12 protein-coding genes and 2 pseudogenes are annotated in these 16,455 nt (G+C 46.0%); 5 read left to right on the top strand and 9 right to left on the bottom strand.

Annotated features, from left to right (window positions below; genetic code table 11):
* Window positions 1-46 precede the first annotated feature (46 nt).
* Together QZW82_RS01610 and QZW82_RS01615 are read left to right on the top strand one after the other, a co-directional pair.
* A complete protein-coding gene (locus QZW82_RS01610; RefSeq protein WP_293143506.1) occupies window positions 47-904 on the top strand; it encodes a TlyA family RNA methyltransferase in 858 nt (285 codons plus the stop codon).
* Window positions 905-1,046: 142 nt separating this feature from the next.
* Complete coding sequence (locus QZW82_RS01615) at window positions 1,047-1,736, top strand: hypothetical protein (RefSeq protein WP_293143509.1); 690 nt, start codon at window positions 1,047-1,049, stop codon at window positions 1,734-1,736.
* Window positions 1,737-1,945: 209 nt separating this feature from the next.
* Here QZW82_RS01615 and QZW82_RS01620 read toward each other — a convergent pair whose 3' ends face one another.
* From QZW82_RS01620 to QZW82_RS01640, 5 genes are all read right to left on the bottom strand, one after another.
* Window positions 1,946-3,469: a DUF697 domain-containing protein gene (locus QZW82_RS01620; protein WP_293143512.1), complete on the bottom strand. Its 1,524-nt coding sequence runs from the start codon at window positions 3,467-3,469 to the stop codon at window positions 1,946-1,948.
* 438 nt (window positions 3,470-3,907) lie between these two features.
* Entirely contained in the window at window positions 3,908-5,335 is a 1,428-nt protein-coding gene (locus tag QZW82_RS01625; RefSeq protein ID WP_293143515.1) for a DUF697 domain-containing protein, read from the bottom strand.
* A 341-nt stretch (window positions 5,336-5,676) separates the two neighbouring features.
* A complete protein-coding gene (locus tag QZW82_RS01630) occupies window positions 5,677-6,759 on the bottom strand; it encodes an ATP-dependent 6-phosphofructokinase (RefSeq protein WP_293143518.1) in 1,083 nt (360 codons plus the stop codon).
* Between the two features lie 116 nt (window positions 6,760-6,875).
* Window positions 6,876-8,027, bottom strand: a complete 1,152-nt coding sequence (locus QZW82_RS01635; protein WP_293143522.1) for a transposase — start codon at window positions 8,025-8,027, stop codon at window positions 6,876-6,878.
* Between the two features lie 318 nt (window positions 8,028-8,345).
* Window positions 8,346-8,588 (bottom strand): hypothetical protein, encoded by a 243-nt coding sequence (locus tag QZW82_RS01640; RefSeq protein ID WP_293143525.1) that lies wholly within the window; start codon window positions 8,586-8,588, stop codon window positions 8,346-8,348.
* Window positions 8,589-8,731: 143 nt separating this feature from the next.
* Between QZW82_RS01640 and QZW82_RS01645 the strand changes: the two genes are divergently transcribed.
* Window positions 8,732-9,235: a hypothetical protein gene (locus tag QZW82_RS01645; RefSeq protein ID WP_293143532.1), complete on the top strand. Its 504-nt coding sequence runs from the start codon at window positions 8,732-8,734 to the stop codon at window positions 9,233-9,235.
* A 380-nt stretch (window positions 9,236-9,615) separates the two neighbouring features.
* On the top strand, window positions 9,616-9,771 hold the full coding sequence (locus tag QZW82_RS01650) for a transposase family protein (protein ID WP_293143535.1): 156 nt from the start codon (window positions 9,616-9,618) through the stop codon (window positions 9,769-9,771).
* Window positions 9,772-10,140: 369 nt separating this feature from the next.
* On the opposite strand, the gene QZW82_RS01655 is transcribed toward QZW82_RS01650, so the two are convergent.
* Window positions 10,141-11,457 (bottom strand): PilT/PilU family type 4a pilus ATPase, encoded by a 1,317-nt coding sequence (locus tag QZW82_RS01655; RefSeq protein ID WP_293143538.1) that lies wholly within the window; start codon window positions 11,455-11,457, stop codon window positions 10,141-10,143.
* Between the two features lie 282 nt (window positions 11,458-11,739).
* Between QZW82_RS01655 and QZW82_RS01660 the strand changes: the two genes are divergently transcribed.
* Window positions 11,740-12,912 (top strand): DUF58 domain-containing protein, encoded by a 1,173-nt coding sequence (locus tag QZW82_RS01660; protein WP_293143541.1) that lies wholly within the window; start codon window positions 11,740-11,742, stop codon window positions 12,910-12,912.
* A gap of 303 nt (window positions 12,913-13,215) precedes the next feature.
* On the opposite strand, the pseudogene QZW82_RS01665 reads toward QZW82_RS01660, so the two are convergent.
* From QZW82_RS01665 to minD, 3 genes and pseudogenes are all read right to left on the bottom strand, one after another.
* Window positions 13,216-14,459 (bottom strand): annotated as a pseudogene (locus QZW82_RS01665) (transposase).
* A 346-nt stretch (window positions 14,460-14,805) separates the two neighbouring features.
* Window positions 14,806-15,063: pseudogene (minE, locus tag QZW82_RS01670) on the bottom strand (cell division topological specificity factor MinE); the annotation flags it as partial.
* 215 nt (window positions 15,064-15,278) lie between these two features.
* A complete protein-coding gene (gene minD, locus QZW82_RS01675) occupies window positions 15,279-16,085 on the bottom strand; it encodes a septum site-determining protein MinD (protein WP_293143547.1) in 807 nt (268 codons plus the stop codon).
* Window positions 16,086-16,455 lie beyond the last annotated feature (370 nt).

Here is a 16,455-nt window from a genome sequence, read left to right on the forward strand (position 1 = left end):
GCTAATCTGATACTGTCCTTAACCCTATCCGTACAGATTAAACACCTTGGCTAAACAACGAATAGACACTTTATTGGTAGACCTGGATTTATGTACCTCCCGACAACAAGCTCAAGCCTTGATTCGGACTGGCCAAGTCTCGATCGACCAACAGGTAATTGACAAACCGGGCACTGAGGTTGACATTGCAGCCAATATTTTGATTAAACAGCGATCGCGCTACGTTTCCAGAGGCGGCGACAAATTAGCCAAAGCTTTAGAAATCTTTGCAATTCCCGTCACGGACAGAATTTGTCTGGATGGGGGTATTTCCACAGGCGGTTTTACCGACTGTTTGCTGCAAGCCGGCGCGGCCCTGGTATACGGGATCGATGTTGGCTACGGTCAAGCTGATTGGCGCTTACGCAACGATCCGAGGGTAATTTTGAAAGAACGCACCAATTTGCGCTACATGACTGCTACGGAGCTTTACGGAGACTCACCGCGAGCAGATTTGGCGGTAGTAGATGTGTCGTTTATTTCGCTGGATAAGGTTTTACCGGCGCTGTGGGAATTGTTGGCACCACCGCGAGAAGCGGTATTGTTGGTAAAGCCGCAATTTGAGGTGGGGCGCGATCGCGTCGGGAAAAAAGGCGTAGTCAGAGACTCGGCAACTCAAGCCGATGCGATTTTTCAAGTGTGGAAGGCAGCTACAGCTTTAGGATGGCAGGAAAGAGGCTTAACGTGGTCGCCTTTACTTGGCCCGGCCGGTAATATCGAGTATCTTTTATGGTTGGGGATCGATCGCGAACAGGAACCAGACCAAAGTGCGATCCTCTTCGAGGGCTGCGCTAACGAAGAGGGTGTTGTGAAGGAACGGATCGCACAAGTCGCAAAAGCGGCCGCCCAGGAACTTGTCAAGTGATTTTAGATTTTAGATTTTAGATTGACTGCAAAATGTCAAACTAATCAATTTTAAGACTCAAATGTGGAGAGCCAGATTTATCTAAAATTTTAAATTGTTTTGTCAATCAGACTCCTAAACTTTCACAAGAGTGAATAATTCCATGCAGCCATTAAAACAAGTCGGTTCAATTTTCTTGTACGTCCTAGGTGGCATAGGTTATCTGGCGATTGCAGCTATTATTGTAGGCGTGTCAATTCTCATCAAGTTCGCAGCTCTGCTGCTGGCAGATAAATTATTATATACAATTCTGATTATCGGTGATTTGTTGAGGGGCATCGAAATTATTGAACTGTTAAATATATTGGTATTTGCTTTTATCGGCATGGGATTTGGCATCGCGACAAAACTGCTACATCCTAAATACAGTCGCCAAATTAGTGCGGCTTTGTTGATACCTATAGTTCCCATAGTTTTCATGAGTACGCCAGCCATCAGATATAATTCTTGGCTGGACAAAGTAGCGGAATCGGATAACTTATCGCCGACGGAAACTGCAACATTAACTAACTCATTTTTGAAGCGAAAGGTAGGAGTGGAGCGTTTTCTCGGTTATTATGTATATACCGGTCAGTTTCCGGTGATTCCCACAAAACAATCTGAGATGAAAGACCTCGACAGCTTTGAAAAAAAGGTTAATTCGAGATTTGTGCAGTTAACTGGTGTTGCTCCGACGATTGTTTCTTGGTCAATGCGGGTTTGTTTTTGGCTGATTAGAATATTTTACTTTTGTATTGCGGTAATTGCGACGATTGTTCATTTTAGGGAAGGTGTGAGAATCGCCGGACGATAAGAATATAATCCGCATTAGGTTTGTAGTGAGGACTTCAGTCCTTAAAAGTTTGTAGTGAGGACTTCAGTCCGCATTAGGTTTGTAGTGAGGACTTCAGTCCGCATCTCTCATGACTAGGACTCACATTCCGAACGATCGAACCAAGTTGATGATAGCTCAATCGGATGTAGTATTATTGACAATAGCTGCTAGATATCGATCGCCTTTTTTTAATTACCAATTTTGAATTCTTGCTGCAAGCGATCGATAATTGTATTGCGCTCGATGGTAGCTAGAATCTCTTGAATGACAGTATCCTGTCCCAGAGGGCCCCAGGTGCAGCCTCTTTCTAAATAAACTTGGGCGGCGCGACCGACAGCGTAGGTTCCGTAGGCTGCTAAACTAGCTTGAGTGACAGCGACTCCGGCGAAAGTCGAAAAGCCGATTTGTGGGGCGACAGCGGCCGCACTTTTCCCAAATCCCAAGAGGAAACTGCTACCTAATTCTCCCAAAAGTACGCCGCCAGCGCTGGAGAAAATAGTTTGCCAAAGTTTGCCGGCTTCGTAACCAGTCATCGGTAAACAGTAAAGTCTGGATAAAGAGCGAATTAAGGCTAAATCTGCGACTGTTGCGCCCATTATGTCTAGGAAAGCAACGGGATTTAAGCCTACCGCCAAAGCTTTATATTTGGCAAATTGCCAGATTAAATCCTCGGCTTCTGTTTGTCGCAATTTGAGCACTTGATGGGCAAGATTTGTTTCGGCATCTCTAGCTTCTACTAAAGCATTAAGTGCGAGGAGCGATCGCCCTTCTCTGTTAAGAATTGTCAAAATTGTGTGCTTGAGTTCGTCTATTTGGGGAGGCGGGGACTCCCATTCGTGAGTGACACTTCCATCTGACCATTCTACCCGCACTTGCACCGGTGCGGGTTCGGCGGCTACCATGACTATTTCTAAGGATTTGGCAATTTTAGCGGGTGGTTTTGCTGTAGATTTAGGAGCAGGGATCTTATTTTGGCGATCGTCCAAATCGTCCAAATCTTCCTTATCTGTTACCGCATCGGCTGCTAGCTGTTCGGAATTTCCCAGCGCTTGCAAACTTTCGTAAATAGCTTTTCGGTCTAATTCTGGATACAGGTCAATTTTATTAAAAACTAAAATTAGCGGCTTTTGAGCAGTTTGTAATTCGCACAAAGCTTGATATTCAGTACGAGTGATATCGCCAGCCACAACAAATAGAATTAAGTCAGCTTGGCGAGTTACTTGTTTCGCCATGTCGCCGCGCACTTCCCCGCCAACTTCATCAAGTCCGGGAGTATCAATTAATTCTACTTGAACCCCCCGCTGCCCCCCCTTAGCAAGGGGGGGTTCCAGAAGCCCCCCCTTAGCAAGGGGGGGTTGGGGGGGTTCTACGCTGTCAAGGAGGGGTAAAGGCACACTCCAACGTACCGAACGCGGCCACTGAGTCACGCCGTTGAGGGGGCCTGTTTGCAGGATTTTTTGACCTAAAAGTGCGTTTAATACGGCTGATTTGCCGCGACTGACTAGGCCGAAAGTAGCAATGCGAATGACATTATGGTCGAGTTTTTCGGAAGTGGAAGTTAAAATATCTAACTGAGTTTGCAGCGCGGCTTCTAATTCTGTGTTGTTCGAGTTTTTTTTGCCTTGGCGCAGGTAGGAGTAGCGCGCGAGGGCTTGGCGCAAACTGGCGCGGGCTAGGGATAGGCGATTTTCTTGAAGGGAATTGTCAGCCATTGGCGATCGGCTTTTTTAAGCTATGTAATTGAGCGTGGAAATATAACATCCTATTTCTTATTTTAATACAATTTTTGATAAATTTTATGACTTACCCAACTGTCCCACGAAATCAAGGTACGTAGTTGCGCTTGAGCGCTCTTTCATCATAATAAGAGAAGAGCGCTAAATCTGAGGTACGTAGTTGCGCTTTAGCGCTCTTTGACATACATAATAAGAGCGCAAAGCTCGCACAAACAAGGTACGTAGTTGCGCTTGGGCGCTCTTTCACATATATAATAAGAGCGCAAAGCTCGCACAAACAAGGTATGTAGTTGCGCTTGAGCGCTCTTTCACATATACAAGAGCGCAAAGCTCGCACAAACAAGGTACGTTGTTGCGCTTGAGCGCTCTTTCATCATAATAAGAGAAGAGCGCTGAAGCGCAACTACGTACCTACTAAACCCCAGATGTCTGAGGCGACAGACGACTTGCAATTTGGTTGACGAAAGATTGCAAGAAGGAAACTTGTTGATTTTGCTGAAATACTGCTTGCAAAGTCTTAGTCAACTGATTGAGACTGAAAATGCCTTTGGCCGCATTTTCCAGTTCTTGATTTTGGAAATATTCAATCAAACTTAGTCCAGCTATTCTGGTAAAATAGGCTGCACTAATTCCCTGCACTGCGCCTCCGGCTGCATAGGTAACGGCATTGCTTTTGAGCAGTCCAGTAATAGTTTGGGTAGACACTTCTACCAATCCCAGTTTGAACATTTGGGTTGCCAAAGTTGCCGCGACTGTCTTAGCTTGGTCTAAGGAAAACTGTTGCTTGTAGATAGCGCCGAGGTCGATTACCAGTTGGGTGCTGATGGCGGTTGTGGCTAGCAAGTCTAAGGCTGGAACCGGGTTAGCAAAAACGGCGGCGGCGGCGATATACTGATATTGTTCGATGATGGGCATTGCCCGATCGCGCCTGACGCCATTTAATAAGGTTTTTGCTTCTAATTTAACCGTTGCAGCCTCGCGCACTGCACTCGCCCAGACCAACTGTTGCCGTTCTTCAGTTACGATTTGAGTCAATCTTGCTGTCAGCGGTTCGAGTTGAGAGACTTGAGTTTCAATCCGTTCTTGAACAGTGCCGTCCGCTTGGTGCTGCCGCACTTTAATCGAATTGGGGGAAGCTGCGATCGCAATTATATCTTCTGTCCCCAATATTCCTTGCATTCTTTGGTGCAACTGCTGCAAAATTTGTGACTGCTGCGCTGGCAAATATTGGTCTAGTTTGTTCAAAACTAGCAGCACGCGCTGACCTGCGGACGCTAGTTGAGATAATGTTTGAAACTCGGAATCCGTGATATCGCCCGCCGTGACAAACAGCACTAAATCACCGCCGATTTTGGCATCGGAATTTGTGGTATTGGCAAACAGCGGTACTGTTTCTGACAAAATCTGCTGTTGTGGCTGTTGGGATGCCCACTGAGAGTTTAAAACTTGAATTAAGGCAGTTTTACCGACTGATTTGCCACCAGTTACGGTAATCCGCAAATCTTGTCTGTCTAATTCGGCTTTGAGTCGATCGAGCTTTGCGGTTAGATGAGCCGGATTTACCGAGTTTTGAGCTTCTGAGGCGAGCAATTTAATTGCTGCTTCGGCAGTCGCGATCGCTTTTTCGGCTGCTTCCCGCTTGGCCAGGGGCTGCGGGAGTTCGAGTTCGAGTGTGGGAGATTGTTGTTTCCACCACCAATACCCCGCACCGGCAGCCGTCAAGCCGATGAGTGCCGTTTCTCCCATTTCTGAACCCGAATGCTGTAGAGTTTCCAACAGCCACAGCGCTGCTGAAAGTCCTATTCCGCCTATCAAAATTGGTCGCCGCAAGTTAAGTGTCATTTTTCCCTTCCTGTGGGTATTATCGCCAAGCTTAACCTTACCGGGCTTGGTCTCCCTCCCTATATTCCATCGTACCTCTGCGACATCCAAACTGCCGATCGGGCGATCGGGCGGATTGCACCCTAAACTTTTTTCACCAGTGCAAAATCAACTTAATAGAGTAACCGCAGATGCCAAGGAGATAAACACAGACAAACGCAGATGATTTCCTGATGGGAAAATGAAAAATATGGTGTCAGAAACCGGGTTTTTTAACTAAATACTAGCCAAAAACCTTCTATCGCGAAAAACCCCGGTTTCTTGAACTTCGTTAATCTTTGAGAAATCGGACAGATAATTGACTAATCTCCCAGACAAATTCCCAAACCGCGGGCCGTTTTAACCAAAGTACCATCGAAGTCTACAGGTCTGTATTTGGCGATCGCATCTTCCAGCGGAACACTCACAACTTCCCGCTGTTGCCAAGATACCATGCGGTCAAATTTCTTTTCGGCAACTAAATCAACTGCTGCGACACCAAAAGCCGAAGCAATTAATCTTTCTAGCGGAGAAGGCGTTCCTCCGCGTTGAATGTGTCCCAAAACTGTGACGCGAGTTTCTGCACCGCTACAATCAGAAATTGTATCAGCTAAATACTGACCTATGCCACCTAATCGACTTTGGCCTAAGCGATTTGTGTGCATTACTAAATCGCCTGCTTCTGTCCGCACAGCCTCCGCTACTATAATTAAACAGTAGTTTTTTCCGCGTTGTTGGCGTTCTTGAACTTTGGCGCAGATTTCGGAAATTTTGTAAGGAATTTCGGGAATCAGAATTATATCAGCACCGCCAGCAATTCCGGCACTAATCGCAATATGTCCGGCATCGCGTCCCATGACTTCAACAATCATGACGCGGCTGTGACTGGCCGCTGTAAAATGTAAGCGATCGAGTGCTTCTGTGGCAATATTGACAGCAGTATCAAAACCGATCGAACGCTCGGTAATTCCGACATCATTATCAATAGTTTTAGGAATAGCAACTAAATTCAAATTGCCTTCTTTAGCAATCTTTCTGAGAATGGCGAGACTACCATCGCCACCTATCCCAATTAAGGCATCCAAACCTAGTTGATGGTAGCCTTCAATAATATCATCAGAGCGATCGCGCAAACTGCCATCCGGCATCGGGAAAGCAAAAGGATTGCCCTCATTTGTAGTGCCTAGCATCGTACCGCCAATAGTCAGCCAGGAATCTACTTTCTCAATATTCAAGGGTGTAGCTTCAGGAGGGCGACTCATCAACCCTTTGGTGGCTTGACGAATGCCCATCACTTGCCAATTGTATGTTCCCGTCGCGCGGTAAACAACGGCTCTAATCACGGCGTTTAAGCCTGCACAGTCACCCCCGCTGGTGAGAATGCCGATACGTTTTTGTTCTCCCATAATTAAGCCAGACTTTTGTTCCTCAGTACATGATTGATATGTTTAGATTCCGATTCGTTCAATCCTGATTTTCGACTTGACATACTCCCCGGCCGTACCGTGGGATTCTTGACACTTCACCGAGATGTGCCACAAGTGGTCTTATCTTCTCTCTGTGTCCGTTTATAGTCGTGGAAATGCCCTATCCCGACTTTGTTTATATTCTTTGCTGCATTCTCATCTCTGTCGTGTTCAGTGCCGCAATTCAAGCATTGAACAGATCGGATTTTCAAATCCAATTTTCCCCATCTGAAACCGCAATCCGAGCAAATTTGACTTGTCGGTTCCCACCGACTAATTACCCTAAACTCTCTGCCAATTTTTTCAGATTTCGCCTCGCACAAAGCTCTAAATTGATACCACCCTTGCTGGCTAATCGCTCTTGACAGCTTTCGATTTTTGACCATGCCAAACACATTTAAATCTTCCAAAACAATTACTTGGTTATCGTTAACTATTTTGGTTGACAGTTTGTGCAGGAAGTCTTTGCGAGTGTCGGCAATTTGGTTGTGCAGTTTGGCTATTTGAATCCGAGTTTTATTTCTGCGTTTTGAGTCCTTGGGCTGTCTTGCTAGCTTGCGCTGTAGCTTACGATTTTTTTGGTCTAGCTGTTTGTAGCTTGGACTTTGGGCTGATGTTCCGTCACTCATCACTGCAAAGGTTTTAATACCGAGATCGATGCCGATGCTGTGGTTTTTGGCTTCGACAATATCGGGATTAATTTCTACAACAAAACTAAGGAAATAGCGGTTAGCGCAATCTTTGATTATGGTTGCAGAACTAGGATCTGAGGGCAACTGTCTCGACCAAATTGGTTTGACAACGCCAATTTTAGCTAGATAAACCCCATCTCCCTTAATTGAAAAGCCGTTGCGAGTTAGCCTTGCTGATTGGCTGTTTGTGCGTTTTTTGAACCTTGGATAGCCTACTTTTCGTCCTTTTCTTTTTCCCTTACAGGATTCAAAGAAATTCTTAAAAGCTGTTTCCAAGTCTGCTACAGACTGCTGCAAGGGAATTGCTGAAACCTCACTCAGCCATGCTCTTTCTTCAGTTTGTTTTGCCCCAGTGATTACTATTTTTTGAAGAAGAGCCGATTTCGGCTTTTTTTCAGATTGTTTGCAAAGGGCTAAAGCATCATTCCAAACTACACGCACACAACCAAATAACCGAGATAAACTCTGTTGCTGTTGGTTGGTTGGATAGAAACGGAATTGATACCTTGCTTTCATTTTTATTGGCTATCTATTTACTCTATTATACTACTATGATTCGCTGATAGAATCAAGAAGATTAAAGCCGTCCTATAAGGACGGGGCTTTAGACCCATTTCTTTGGTAAGTAGTTAGAAATAAACTTTACTCTGTAACAGAATGTAAAGCTATAATAACCTTTGTAATTGCTTCGTTGCACTTTGTTTCACTGGCAATGACATACTTATGTATTTTCAAGCTTCACCTAATTGAGCAGCTCATCTGCGATCCACCGTACAAGCTTGATAGCCAACTTTCGTAGCGTCCCAAATCACCGTCTCAAATACAACATAAATTTTACTTGGGATTGAGGCGTTTAGAAACTTGGTTAACGATACCGCTGAGAATTGCACCGCCCATGAGAATACCGAGGGCAGGATTAAATACGGGCTGCCAAAGACTGTACCATAAATCGAAACCGAGATTTACGCCAGTCGATCGCCCTGCAACGGCGATCGCAAACCACGCAAAAATCGCCAAGACGAAAAACACATCAGCGACTAAAATCAAGTTGAGGAAGTTAAGAATTTTATCTTTCATGGTCGAGGATTCCTTTTTGAGTGTATGTGTGTCAACTTTTGACAAGAGGTTGGCAAGGGAGCCGATGGATAGCTGCAACAGGCGATCGAATCAAGATAAAATAAAATATCATTCAATTGTTTTCGCATACTTGTGGTCAAAATATGGTTCGTTATACACTTCCTCAAAGCCCCGAAATTATTTTAACCGTCAAAGGGAAAGATTCAGCGAAAGCCCGCGAAGAAGCAATGGATAAGCTGATGCTGCTGATGGATGAAGGTAAGCTACCTACAGAGCTCGCAGAAGGATTTGGGCCCAAGCAGTTTGTTGAAGTTATCGAAGATGCTGCTGTGTCTGACGGTGAGGACGCAATTACTGAAGCAGTGCAGATTTTGAGCAATTTGGCAAGTCTCAAATTGAAGGTGATGGAATCGCGGGAAGAAGCCCTAAAAATCCGGGAGGCGATCGATATTTTGTTTACAGATGAGCCTGTGAGTGCGGAGGAAATTGGTCGTTTGAAAGACGGTTTTAAGGTTCTCAAAAACTTCGCTCAAGCTAATGTCCGCTATCGAGAAGCTAGGGGCAAAGCTGAGGAAGCTCGGGCAATTCTGGACGAAGCTTTGCAATCTGTAGAATCGGAAAAAAAGGCACAGAAATCAGCGAAATAGTAGCTAACTGTAGGCAGGGTAAGCGCACGTTAAATAGTAGCTCAGGATACAGATTAATAAGCCAGATACTGAGGTTAAAGGTGCAATGCTAAAGGTTTGTTAGATTTCCTCGCTTCGAGGCTGACACAAGGTAACACTGGAGGGTATTCCCACCTCTTGGTTACCGTTATGTCTCAAGGATTTGCGCCCGCTGCCCGCTGTTGAGCTGCCCACACCTCGTGCGGTTCCCTTAGAAATATCAGCCTTAAGCCAAGGATTAGTAGACTGTTTTAAATCCGTCGAAGATCGAGCGAGTCGAACGGGGACAATGGCATCCTTTATCCGATATTCTGATCGTGGCGATTCTCTCCACCATTGCAGGCGGACAAAGCTCTTAAGCCATGGTGGAACTCTATGGCAGTAGCAAACAAGCTTGGCTCTCCACCTTCTTAGCACTCCCCAATGGCATCCCCAGCCCAGATAGCTTTCGGCGGGTGATTGAACGTCTCCACCCCAAACAGATGGAAGCCGCCTTCGATAACTGGGGGCGTTGCTGATTTACGGTATGAAAGGCTAAATAGGTCTGTCATAGAAACCAGTATCCACAAAGGTTTTGGATTTTAAACTTATTTTTTTCATACCATGATTAAGCAACGCCCAATATTTTAATAGAAATAGCAAAGAAAGAACACTCTTGACTGAAGTCCCCCGAGCCGCTTCCCTAGGAAGGACTAAAGTCACGCTTGTTTCCCGCATCCGGTATTGATTTTTATGAGCGATGACTATATGGTGAAGGTATTAGTCGCAGCGCTCCCTGAACTCTCTCAAAGTAGCAGTCCTACAACCTAGATGGCAAGTGCGTTAAATGGTATTAATTTGTGGGGTAGGCTTGCTGTGCCTACCCCTGTATGTATGTTGCTATTAGGCTAGGCGCGAACGCTCCTTTCTTTTTTGCTACCTTCAAAGTCTCGAGCCGACCCAACTTCGTAGCCTCCTGTCCGCAAGCGGCGGTCTAAATCGCTGGCTTCGGGAGAAGTTTTTGTGGCTTCTTCGATTGTCACTCTACCTTCAAGTACGAGTTTGTAAAGATCCTGGTTGATAATCTTCATGCCTTCGTAGGTGTCATTTTGCATCAACCGGAAAGCTTCATCATCATCACCTTTCATCAAGTAATCGTGCATGGCTGGCGTGTTCACCAAAATATCGTGAACTGCGACGCGGCGGTTGTCAACTGTTGGCAGCAAAAGTTGGGCAATTACTGCTACTAAAGAATCGCAAATTTGAATCCGCATTGCCTGCTGTTCCTCGGGCGGGTAGAGGTTTAACAAGCGGTTAAGAGCGTTGATGGCGCTGCGAGTGTGGAGGGTTCCCAATACTAAGTGACCAGTTTGAGCTGCTTGCAAGGCTGTATTGATGGTAACGCGATCGCGCATTTCCCCGATCAGGATGACATCGGGGTCTTCCCGCAAAACTGCCCGCAAAGCCTGCTGGAACTCGTGGGTGTGCAAGCCGACTTCCCGCTGGCTGACCAAGCATTTTTTAGAAGGGTGAATGAATTCGATCGGGTCTTCAATTGTAACTACGTGCTTCTGTTCCGTCTGATTGAGGTGGTCGATCATCGCAGCTACTGTTGTCGATTTCCCTGAACCCGTAGGCCCTGTAATCAAAATTAATCCTTGCGATCGCAAAATGATCTTTTTGAGAACGTCGGGCAACCTCAAGGAGTCGATAGTGGGTATTTCTAAACTGATTAACCGCAATACTAGGGCGCCGCCGCTGAGGGAATCAAAACAGTTTAGCCGACACCGCACGAAGCCTGGGTAAAAAATTGCTGAATCTAATTCCTTGGTAGTTGCAAACTGTTTTCGCTGTTCGGGGGTGAGAATTTCGGCTAAGTATTGTTCAAAAATTTCTGGCGTGACTTTGGGGTGGGTGGTTGCTACTTGCATCACGCCCCGAATCCGAAATCGAGGTACTTGGCCGACTCGAATGTGAATATCGGAAGCCGAGGCGCTATGGGCATCTCTGACCATTTGTTCGATCGTACTTATGGGAGTCTCAACAGCCCGCTGATGATGATGCTGCTGCTGTTGCTGCTGCTGTTGCTGCGCCGGCGGGTGTGCAGCAGGCGCCGGGGGTGGTGGTGGTGGCGCAGGAGTTGCAGCCAAGGGTGGCGGTGGCGGGGGGGTGCGGCGGGCTTGAGGGTCGGGTTTAACTGGTGTAGGATTGTTTAATGGGTTCATTTTTTAGTCTCCAGTCAGTCGATTTTAGATTTTAGATTTTAGATTTTAGATTAACTCGCAGGTTTGAATCTGGGAGTTTCAACTATGGTCTAAAATTTGGGGATTGACCGTGCGCGATTCAGTGTCGGGATCTTGTATCCGTTATTGGGCGGGGTCAAGGTATGAGTGAAAAAATTCCCGATTTATAATCTAATCGCTCGCTTGCTAATTCGGTGCCAAATGCTGAGAATATTTTACAATTAGGCTTGATGGGCGATCGAGTAATTAACAGTTTTAACTTCTATGAACATCCGTCACAAAATTGCCGATTGGCTCGAAAATCGGGCTGTTACTCCTGCCTACGCGGGTTGGCTGCTCTCAGGGATGACGGTGTTCTTTTTTGGATCTGCTACTAATACAATGGCTGGGTGGCTGTACGCGCTCAGCGGTGGCAGTTTGGCGCTGCTGGTAGTAGCTGCGGTTTTGCCTGCAAAATCGCTGCGTTCCTTGGAAGTGCGCCGCCACCCGATCGAACCGGTGAGTGCTGGCGATAAAATCACCGTGGAACTAGAAATCGAAAATAGCGCCCGCCAACCTAAAACCTTGTTGCAAGTGGTAGACATCTTACCGTTTGTATTAGGAAAAGAGCTTGTCCGCCCGATCGAGATCGTAGAGCCTAAAAGTATATACAGGGATACATACTACTTGGAAGTCCGGCAGCGGGGCGTCTATCGCTGGCAAGAGGTGCACTTGAGGACTGCCGCGCCTTTAGGGTTGTTTTGGTGCCGTCGCAGCCGCCCGGTAAAAGCGGTGGCGGTGGTTTACCCGCAGGTTTTGCCGTTGAGCACTTGCCCTTTGATCGATCGCATCGGTCAAGAAGACAGTCCGCAATTGTACGATCGTAGTCGATCGCAAACCGCTACCGAAGGCCTCACCCGCAACCTGAGACCTTACCGTCACGGAGACCCCACCCGCCTGATTCACTGGCGTACCAGCGCCCGCTACGGAGAACTGCGGGTGAGAGAGTTAGAAGTTGCAGCAGGCGGTCAAGAAATTATTATTGCTCTCGACAGCGCTGCATTGTGGCAACCAGAGGAATTTGAACGAGCGGTGACAGTAGCAGCGTCTCTTTACTTCTATGCTAGCAAGCGCCTGTTAAACGTCAAACTTTGGACGGCAGGAACCGGACTTGTATCGGGGAACCGGGTAGTTTTGGAAACTTTGGCGGCGGTTAATGCTGGGGAAGATGCGATCGATAGTCGATCGCAACTATCGATAATTTGGCTGACTCAAAACTCTGCAAGTTTAAACACTCTTACGCCCGGTAGTCGTTGGGTACTCTGGCCGAGTTCCACTGCGACGGAAACAGGCGAAAAACTGTTAGTAAAACACGATTTACCTGGTTTAGAAATTCGCTCTGATAGACCTTTAGAACTTCAGTTACAAGATGCTTTAGAAAGACCGATTAGTTATTAAGATTGAGTGGATGACTTTTTATGTATCCTATTAAATCCGGTGACAGCAGAATTGTCGAAAGTGCGATCGTCCCCGCTCGCCAGAGGAGATAACTTGCGAGCTCTTAAGCTCGCACTGGTAAAATCATGATTCTGATGCAAACGCAAACGAGAGGGCAAGCTTTTTCCTATTTAAATAACATATTTGGGGCGGACAATCTTAGCCCACCCCACAAGATTTTAATTGTAGAGAGTTGACGTACTCCTCGGCATGAATGCGCGAGGATTCTCAAAGGTTGCATGAAAGCGGGCTTTAGCCACGCCTTCATGCCTTCTTTTTCCTGCTTCTCGGATTCTTAACTAGACTGTTACCAGTCCCCGCCAGACCATCTCCACAGGCAATTTCTTTTATATCTACCGAGCGTCCCTCGGCGGATAATCCGCGATTACGAATAACTTGAGATGCTGCTACATCTCGATGCGTTGTATACCCGCATTCTGGACAGGTGTGAACTCGATTATTAAGCTCTTTCTTGCCAGTATGCGTATCACAATTAGGGCATACCTGAGAGGTAAAATCCTTATTTACTTTTTCAAAGTAAACCCCACGCTTCCAGCACACCCAAGCAAGAATCGCAACAAATTGACCAAAGCCAGCATCTAAAGTGTGTTTGCAAAACATACCTTTAGCCCAAACTCGAAAATCGATATCTTCAACAAATATCATTCCCGCATCTTTTACTACTTCGTGAGCCAATTTAAAATGCCAGTCTTTTCTAGTGTCGGTTACACGCTGATGTAGTCTAGCAATTTTTCGATTTAACTTATGGCGGTTGTTAGATCCCTTCTTCTTGTTCTTGAGCCGACGTTGCAGCAATTTCAGCTTGCGGTGTTCGACTGCTAGAAACTTAGGACGTTTAATTAATTTACCCTCAGAGGTTGCTAAAAATTGGTCTAAGCCTAAATCTATGCCAATCGGATATCCAGTTGCAACAGGCTCAGGCACATTAACATCACATTCTAGTGAAATTATGACGAAATATCCGCTAGCCTTACGAACGATTCGAGCTTGTTTGACTGCAAACCCATTAGGAATCTCCCTAGATTTTATGAACTCAACAACACCTAATTGTGGCAGCTTAATGCTATTTCCTTGGATGCAGTTTTTGAGCATTTGAGGAAATACAAATGACCGCATTCGGTATTTGCTTTTAAATCTCGGAAACCCCATACCCTTACGCTTCATGTCTAGGAAGGCTGTCTCCAGCTTTCTTAACACCTGTTGAAGCATCTTTTTGCGTTAACCGTTTTTAGTTCGGGAAACAACTCTTTAGCCTTAGTGAGCAAGGCAGCCTGAACATAATAATTTGGGTAGGGAGCATCAGCACGAATAATGTACTCGTTCACAATCGAGCAAGCATTAATCGAGCATTTACGAGAGTTAATCCAGTCCTTCCGTTCTCTCAATGCGTAGTTCCAGACCTTACGACAAATCACTAGAATTCGTTCGATTTGAGAAATCTGTTCTTTTGTCGGCTTTAGTTTGTACTCGTAACTGAGATTTAGCATGGTTATTGACCAACTCTACAAAATATTGTACCATTTTGTAGATATCGTGACAACAACAAAATCTTGCTGGGTGACTGGCAGCTTAAAAGCTGTGGCTAGCCTTCATCCGGGCCTTGAAAGGACGGGGTTCTCGATATGTTTTCTATAGTTTAATTTCAATGGCGAGCCGATCGCACTAATTTAGTGAACAGAAAATCCCAAATCCTATCACTCACTCAGTTTCGGGGAGAGTTTCGACGACATACTCCGGTACATACTCAGCCACCTTTTCAGGTAGATTCTCTGGCAATTTCTCCGGGGATTTCTCAGGTAATTTATAGGGCAAATTTTCCGGTGGATTTTCCAGTCTAACTCGCCGGATCGGCAGATTTGCGATCAGAGATGTGGCCCGCTGGTCGCTTTCTAGACCGAACTCTGACTCAGTGGTATCAATTTCGACGTAGCGAGACACCACCTCTAGAATTTCTCGGCGCATAGACTCAACCATTTCGGGGCTGAGTTCTGACCGGTCGTGGGCTAGAACCAGTTTGAGGCGGCGTTTTACATCGTCGCGGCTGTTGTCAGGGATGCGCGGGAAAAGTCGTTCGAGAAGTGTGTATATCATGGTTACGGCGGGTTTGTCAATGGTTGGGCATAGAAAAAGTCAGTCGATTTTAGATTTTAGATTTTAGATTGGAGAATGACTTATTCCCGTCTGGTTTGGAGTCGGGGGCAGCAGTTTGATGCTTTTTGCGAAATGGTTTTACTCCGGGAATTTTTCGGCTAGTTTTTGCGATGCAGTGGCTGCTATTAAAGGTCGATCGCCAATAGGGCAGCACATCACATAATTTTAGTATTGAAAAACTTGCGGAGGCGAGTGAAAAACGTTTCCCGACGAGGAGTGAGATCTAAAAAATCAACTTTTTCGCCTTCTAAACGGCGGGCAATATTGTCGAAGGCAGTTCCAGCTAAAGAGGTCGTTTCCGACAATACTAATGGTTCGCCTCGATTGGTAGAAACGATGACCCGCTCGTCGTCGGGAACGACGCCTAACAGCGGAATGGCAAGGATTTCTCGCACGTCTTGCACCGACATCATATCATTTGCCAGCACCATTGCAGGCCTGATCCGGTTGACGATTAGCCTGATTTTCTTGACATTGTTGGCTTCCAGCAGGCCGATGACTCGATCGGCATCGCGGACAGCAGCGATTTCTGGAGTCGTGACAATGATGCCTTCTTGCGCCGGGGCGATCGCATTTTGGAAACCCTGCTCAATTCCAGCCGGAGAATCGATCAAAATATAGTCATATTTTGCTCCCAACATCCCCACAAGCTGCTTCATTTGGTCGGCGCTGATGGCATCCTTCATGCGAGTTTGAGCCGCCGGCAACAGCACCAAGCGCGGCTGCCGCTTATCTTTCACCAAAGCTTGCTCTAAGCGACACTCTCCGGCGAGAACTTCTAATGCCGTGTAAACAATGCGGTTTTCTAAGCCCAGCAGCAAGTCTAAATTTCTGAGGCCGAAATCGGCATCAATTACCGCAACTGTACGCCCCCGCTTGGCTAAAGCCATGCCGAGATTGGCTGTGGAGGTGGTTTTTCCCACTCCGCCTTTCCCTGATGTAACAACAATAATGCGAGCCATAAGCGATTTTAGATTTATTTGGAATTAGTCATTGGGCATTGGGCATTGGGCATTGGGCATTGGTCATGGGGCATTGGGCATGGGGCATTGGGCATGGGGCATTGGTTATTCGTTATTAGTCATAAGCAATTAATCTTCTGGTTTTTTGTCATTCGTTGGCAATTGTTTTGTGATAATTGATCGGCAATCTGTTATTCGTTGAATCAACTTAACACTCAAAACTTACAACTCTCATTTTTTCCAGGAATTCTCTCTAAATATGCACTCAATTTTTCATTTTTTCTGGATTCACTGATTTAGCTAAAACCAAATTATTAAGTGCCGACTTAAATAGAAATAGTATGACTAATGACTAATGACTAATGACTAA

Source organism: Microcoleus sp. bin48.metabat.b7b8b9.023, assembly GCF_013299185.1.
Lineage (GTDB): Bacteria > Cyanobacteriota > Cyanobacteriia > Cyanobacteriales > Microcoleaceae > Microcoleus.